Here is a 5320-nt window from a genome sequence, read left to right as displayed (position 1 = left end):
CAGGTCATCTACTCCAACCGCAACAAGGACTACTCCCAGCAGGGCTGGGTGCCGGTGATCGGCCCGTTCTTCAACCGGGGCCTGATGCTGCTCGACTTCGAGGAGCACATGTTCCATCGGCGGATCATGCAGGAAGCGTTCGTCCGCTCCCGGCTGGTCGGCTATGTCGAGCAGATGGACCAGGTCGTCTCGCAGGTGGTGGCCAACGACTGGGTAGCCAATGATCCACGTTTTCTGCTCTACCCGGCGATGAAAGAGCTCACCCTCGACATCGCGTCGATGGTGTTCATGGGTCACGAGCCCGGCACGGACCATCAGCTGGTGACCAAGGTCAACAAGGCCTTCACCATCACCACCCGCGCCGGAAACGCGGTTATCCGCACCAGCGTGCCGCCGTTTACCTGGTGGCGCGGTCTGCAGGCCCGTGAGCTGCTGGAGAACTACTTCCGTGAGCGGGTCAAGGAGCGCCGCGGCAAGGAGGGCAGTGACTTGCTGACTGTGCTGTGCCACACCGAGGACGAGGACGGCAACAGTTTCTCCGACGAGGACATCGTCAACCACATGATCTTCCTGATGATGGCCGCGCACGACACCTCGACATCGACCTCGACGACGATGGCCTACCACCTGGCCGCCAACCCCGAGTGGCAGGAACGCTGCCGCGACGAATCCGATCGGCTCGGTGACGGTCCGTTGGACATCGAGTCACTGGAGAAGCTGGAAACGCTCGATTTGGTGATGAACGAGGCGATCCGGCTGGTGACGCCGGTGCAGTGGGGGATGCGCCGGACTGTGCGCGACACCGAGTTGCTGGGCTACTACCTGCCTGCAGGCACGAACGTCATCGCGTACCCGGGGATGAACCATCGCTTGCCGGAGATCTGGACAGATCCGCTGAAATTCGACCCCGACCGATTTACCGAGCCGCGCAGCGAGCACAAGCGGCACCGTTATGCGTTCACGCCGTTCGGCGGCGGCGCGCACAAGTGCATCGGGATGACGTTCGGCCAGCTGGAGATCAAGATAATCCTGCACCGGCTGCTGCGCCGTTACCGGCTTGAGTTGCCGCGCCCGGGCTACCAGGCGAAATGGGACTACGGCGGCATGCCGATCCCGATGGACGGCATGCCGATCGTGCTGCGGCCTCTTTAGCGGTTCTCCGCGCAGAGCCGGTTCGCGCAGGCGATGACGGCTGACAGCGCGGATTGTGTCGGATCCGCCGAGTAGCCCATCGCCCACTCGGCCCGGCAGCCGTCGGTGCCCTGGATGAAGGTCGCGGTCGTGTCGTCTGACTGCAGCTGATGGAACCGCAGCATCTCGACCGAGACGCCGTGCTCGTACAGCATCGCGGTCAGTGCCGCGACCGGACCGGTTGCGGTGGCGGTGGCGGTTTCGATGCGATCGCCAAGCGACAGCGTGGCCTGGAACGTTTTGGTTCCCAGTCGCGTCGCCCGGTGATCGGTGTCAGTGCAGTGCCAGTGTCCTAGCCGCAACGGGCCGGCGCTTGGCCCATAGGTGGCGGTGAATGTGCTCCACGACATGGTGTCGGCGTCTTCCCGAAGTCCCCGCGGTAGCGCAATGCCGTCAAAACGCAGGACTGACGATTCGGATGGAGCGGAGGTGATTGTCATGTGCCGGTCTTCTCTGATCTGGAGGGGTGACCGACAGGTAGTAGCTTCCGACCCACAGCGGGGGGTCGGTCTGGATCAGACCCCGCTGCGGGTGCTGGCTACTGCGAGAAGATGTGGCACGTCGCCGAGGGTAGACGCAGATCAGCCGACTGCGCAACTTCATTTATCGCGCATGGTTACAGCCACCACGACGCGGCGGCGTCCAGGTGACGCCGGACGCGATGACGGGCCAGGCTGTCGTCGCCCTGCGCGATCGCCTCGATGATCCGCAGGTGAGCGTGTCGCACGTCGAGGAGGTCGCCGTGGCTCGGGATCGGCTGCTCAGTGCTTGCCCAGTGCCGGCGGAAGAGCTCGACAAGAATCCGCAGAAACAACTCGAGCACGGCGTTACCGGCCAGCGTCGCCAGCCCGGTGTGGAATAGGAACTCCTCGACGCCCGCCTTGCGGGGGTCGTCACCGGCTTCTTCGATCAGCAACCGGTGCCTGTCGAGGAAGTCACGCACCTCGGGTGACTCGCGCCGTCGGACGACTTTAGCGACGTTGTCGATCTCGATGGCGTCGCGAATCAACGTCAGGTCTTGGCGACGAGGCTGGCGGTACTGGAGATACAGCGCGATGGTGTCAATGCTGGCCTGCGCCTGGGGTTCTGCCACCACCAGCCCGCCGCCGGGCCCGCGCCGCGTGGTGGCAACGGCGTGATATTCCAACAGCCGCACCGCTTCTCGCAGCACGGACCTGCTCACCCGATAGCGTTCCAGCAGCGCGACCTCGGATCCGAAGACCTCCCCCACCTGCCAGCCGCTGCTGGCGATGTCATCGCGGATCGCGGCGGCCAACACTTCGGCGAGCTTGCCCTGCGGCGCTTCGCGGCCGGATCCGCGCCACGTGCGCGCGCAGCTACCCGGGTGGTGATGGTCCTGCAGCCACGTGGTCACCGACTCCGCGTGGCATTCGCTGAGCGTCATGGCACGCGCGGTGTCGCCTGCGGTAACCGCGGCGACGATGGCCGCGTGTTCGCGGTGCCTGTGGCCGATGGCCTCGAGTGCGTCGCTGGCGGAGTTCAGCCGCGAATCTTCGGCATACCGAACGGTCAACCGCATGAGGATATCGATAAACAATTGCAGGACAGGGTTTTTGGACTGTTGCGCCAGCGCAGCGTGGAACTCGTCGCTCGGCGCCGCCAGGTCGGGGTTCCGGTCTTGCTCAGCGCCCAGTACGGCGCGGAGCCGCTTGATGCCCGCTTCGTCGATCTGCTCCGCCGCACGCGATGCCGCCAACGGCTCCAACAGCAGCCGCGCATCCAGCAGGTCGCCGATCGTGGTACCCAGGTATTCCAGGTAGATGATGATGGCGTGAGTGGCCGGGGCCGCGTCAGGCTCGCACACCAGCAGCCCGCCGTTAGGCCCGCGACGCATACGCGCGACCCGGTGATGCTCGACGAGTCGGACGGCTTCCCGCAGCACCGACCGGCTCACCCGGTAACGCTGTTGCAGCGACTGCTCAGACCCCAGCGACTGCCCGACCGGCCAACCACGCCGAATGATGTCAGCCTCGATGCGACGCGCAATCTGCGAAGCGCGCTTATCGGGCCGGCGCCCGGGAGCGGTACCGGCTCCGGCATGCAGAAGAGCTTCGGGACTCAATTACCGCCTCGCACAAGCCAACTCAGCATGTCAGCAACATGCATCCGGCGATCGGTCCGCCGCCCACCGCGGCCACCGCGACCTCGGGCCGGCTGGACACCTGGCGCTCTCCCGCCTCGCCCCGCAACTGCAGGCAGGCCTCGTGCAGCAGCCAATAGCCATGCATGCGGCCCGCTGAGAGCTGGCCGCCGTAGGTGTTCAACGGCAGCGCGCCGTTCAGGGCGATCCGCTCGGCCCCGTCGACGAACGGACCGGCCTCGCCGTCACCGCAGATGCCCAGTGCTTCCAGCCAGGCGAAGGTGAGGAAGGTGAACCCGTCGTACAGCTCTGCAAGGTTCAGGTCGGCGGGCGTCAGATCGGTCCGCGACCACATCTGAGCCGCTGCATCTGCCGAGGCCATCTTCGGATAGTCGGCGCGGTGGAACCAGCCGCCCGCGCCATTGCTGCCCCCGACCGCCTCCACCTTCACCGCCCGATGCGGGCAGTCGCCGGCATAGCCGGCCACCGACACCACCACCGCGATCGAGCCGTCGATCGGCACGTCGCAGTCCAGCAACCCAAACGGCAGCGACACCGGTCGCGCGGCGAGATAGTCCGCCATGGTCATCGGATCCCGGTACACCGCGCGGGGGTTCAGCGCCGCGTTACGCCGGCTGTTCACCGCCAGCCAGCCCAGCTGCTCTTTGGTGGTTCCGTACAACTCCATGTGCCGGCGGCACGTCAGCGCCAGCCAGTTCGCGGCGGAATACGCTTGCGCGGCAACCAGATCGTTGACATCGTCCATCGGGCCGACGACCGGTGGCGTCTCGCCTTCGGGCGTGTCGAACATCCTCGCCAGCGGCGGAGCGGGCGCGTTCTCGTCCTGCTTCACCGGGACTGTGCCGCCCAGCATCTGGATCGTCCGATAGATGATCACGTGCCGCGCATGACCCTCGGAGACCGCGCGGCACGCCGAGATCACCGGGTTCAGCAGACCGCCGGTGCTGAACCCCGTCCCGCAGTCCGCGGCATCGATCTGCAGCGCCGCGTTGACCTCGGCGGCGGGAGTGTCGCCCAGCGTGGCGATTCCGTCGATATCACTGGGGGCCAGGCCGGCGTCGTCGATGGCGGCCCGGACCGATTCCATGGTGAGGTCCAGCCCGGGAATGCCGGTGCGACGGCCGATTCGGGAAATACCGATGCCGGAAATGATCGCGTCTTTTTCGAAGTAGCTCATCTGCGCCGTCCGTTAGACCAACCCGCTGCCCACCAACCCGAGGCAATTGAGTGTACTGTATTCCCGGTGTCAACCGAGGCAACGTCTCAGCTGCTCATCGAGCACTGCGAGAACTGCGCGCACTGGGTCCATCCCGCGGCCGGTCAATGCCGCGACTGCGGTGGCCCACTGGTCGCGCGACCGGTGTCGGGGCAGGGCACCGTATTCACCTACACGGTCAACTATCACGCCTTCAACCCGGAGATCCCGACGCCCTACGTCATCGCCCTCGTCGAGCTCGCCGAGCAGAACGGACTTCGGGTGGCAGCCAATATCGTTGACTGCGAACCTGATTCAGTGACCTGCGGGATGCGGGTCGAGGCCCTGCCGGAGCCCGGCCCGGGCGGCGCGGCACGCTTCGCGCCGGCCTGAGCGCTGCGTCAGTTGATCAGCGGGTCGCGCGGCATGCCCAGGATCCGCTCGGCGATCTGATTGCGAGTCACCTCGGAGGTGCCGCCGGCAATGGCCATGGCTCGAGCGCTCATCACCAGTCGGCCCGCCAGCGCGCCGGCACCGTCGTGCAATGCGGTTTCGGGCCCCGCCAGCGCGGTCGTGATCGCGCCGCCCTCGATCATGTGGTCGGACAGTTTCAGCTTGGTGACATTGCCTTCCGGACCCGGGGCCGCCCCCTCGACGCTGCGCGCGACACGGCGCAGGTTCAGCAACCGCAGCACATTCTCCTCGGCCAGGTATCGGCCGACCCGAGTTCGCCCGCCCGCCAACCGATCCGGCTGATCCTTGACCTGTTGAACCAGTTGCGTGGCCAAACCCGCGTAGAAGGATCCGCTGCC

The 5320-nt window shown here is 66.2% G+C and carries 6 protein-coding genes; 2 read left to right on the top strand and 4 right to left on the bottom strand.

What is annotated here, in order from left to right; all coding sequences use genetic code 11:
- Window positions 1-1152: cytochrome P450 (locus VGH54_RS01850; RefSeq protein ID WP_331510229.1), on the top strand; the 1152-nt coding region annotated here is incomplete at its 5' end.
- Here the strand turns inward: VGH54_RS01850 and VGH54_RS01845 are convergent.
- The 3 genes from VGH54_RS01845 to VGH54_RS01835 all read right to left on the bottom strand — a co-directional run bounded on the left by VGH54_RS01845 (window position 1149) and on the right by VGH54_RS01835 (window position 4490).
- On the bottom strand, window positions 1149-1631 hold the full coding sequence (locus VGH54_RS01845) for a homocitrate synthase (RefSeq protein WP_331510228.1): 483 nt from the start codon (window positions 1629-1631) through the stop codon (window positions 1149-1151). The two genes, VGH54_RS01850 and VGH54_RS01845, sit on opposite strands and share 4 nt — an antisense overlap.
- A 176-nt stretch (window positions 1632-1807) precedes the next feature.
- Window positions 1808-3274 (bottom strand): FadR/GntR family transcriptional regulator, encoded by a 1467-nt coding sequence (locus VGH54_RS01840; protein WP_414688619.1) that lies wholly within the window; start codon window positions 3272-3274, stop codon window positions 1808-1810.
- Between the two features lie 22 nt (window positions 3275-3296).
- A complete protein-coding gene (locus VGH54_RS01835; RefSeq protein ID WP_331510227.1) occupies window positions 3297-4490 on the bottom strand; it encodes a thiolase family protein in 1194 nt (397 codons plus the stop codon).
- 66 nt (window positions 4491-4556) lie between these two features.
- On the opposite strand from VGH54_RS01835, the gene VGH54_RS01830 reads away from it, so the two are divergent.
- Complete coding sequence (locus VGH54_RS01830; protein ID WP_331510226.1) at window positions 4557-4901, top strand: OB-fold domain-containing protein; 345 nt, start codon at window positions 4557-4559, stop codon at window positions 4899-4901.
- A gap of 8 nt (window positions 4902-4909) precedes the next feature.
- Here VGH54_RS01830 and VGH54_RS01825 read toward each other — a convergent pair.
- On the bottom strand, window positions 4910-5320 hold a 411-nt coding region (locus VGH54_RS01825), incomplete at its 5' end, for an acyl-CoA dehydrogenase family protein (RefSeq protein ID WP_331510225.1).

Source organism: Mycobacterium sp. (assembly GCF_036488105.1).
In the GTDB taxonomy this organism is placed as follows: Bacteria; Actinomycetota; Actinomycetes; order Mycobacteriales; family Mycobacteriaceae; genus Mycobacterium.
This window is presented reverse-complemented; position numbering and strand designations above follow the sequence as displayed.

Bases quoted from the DNA above. Each gene is read 5' to 3' on its own strand.
- VGH54_RS01845 (WP_331510228.1), bottom strand. From the start codon at position 1,631: ATGACAATCACCTCCGCTCCATCCGAATCGTCAGTCCTGCGTTTTGAC.
- VGH54_RS01835 (WP_331510227.1), bottom strand. From the start codon at position 4,490: ATGAGCTACTTCGAAAAAGACGCGATCATTTCCGGCATCGGTATTTCC.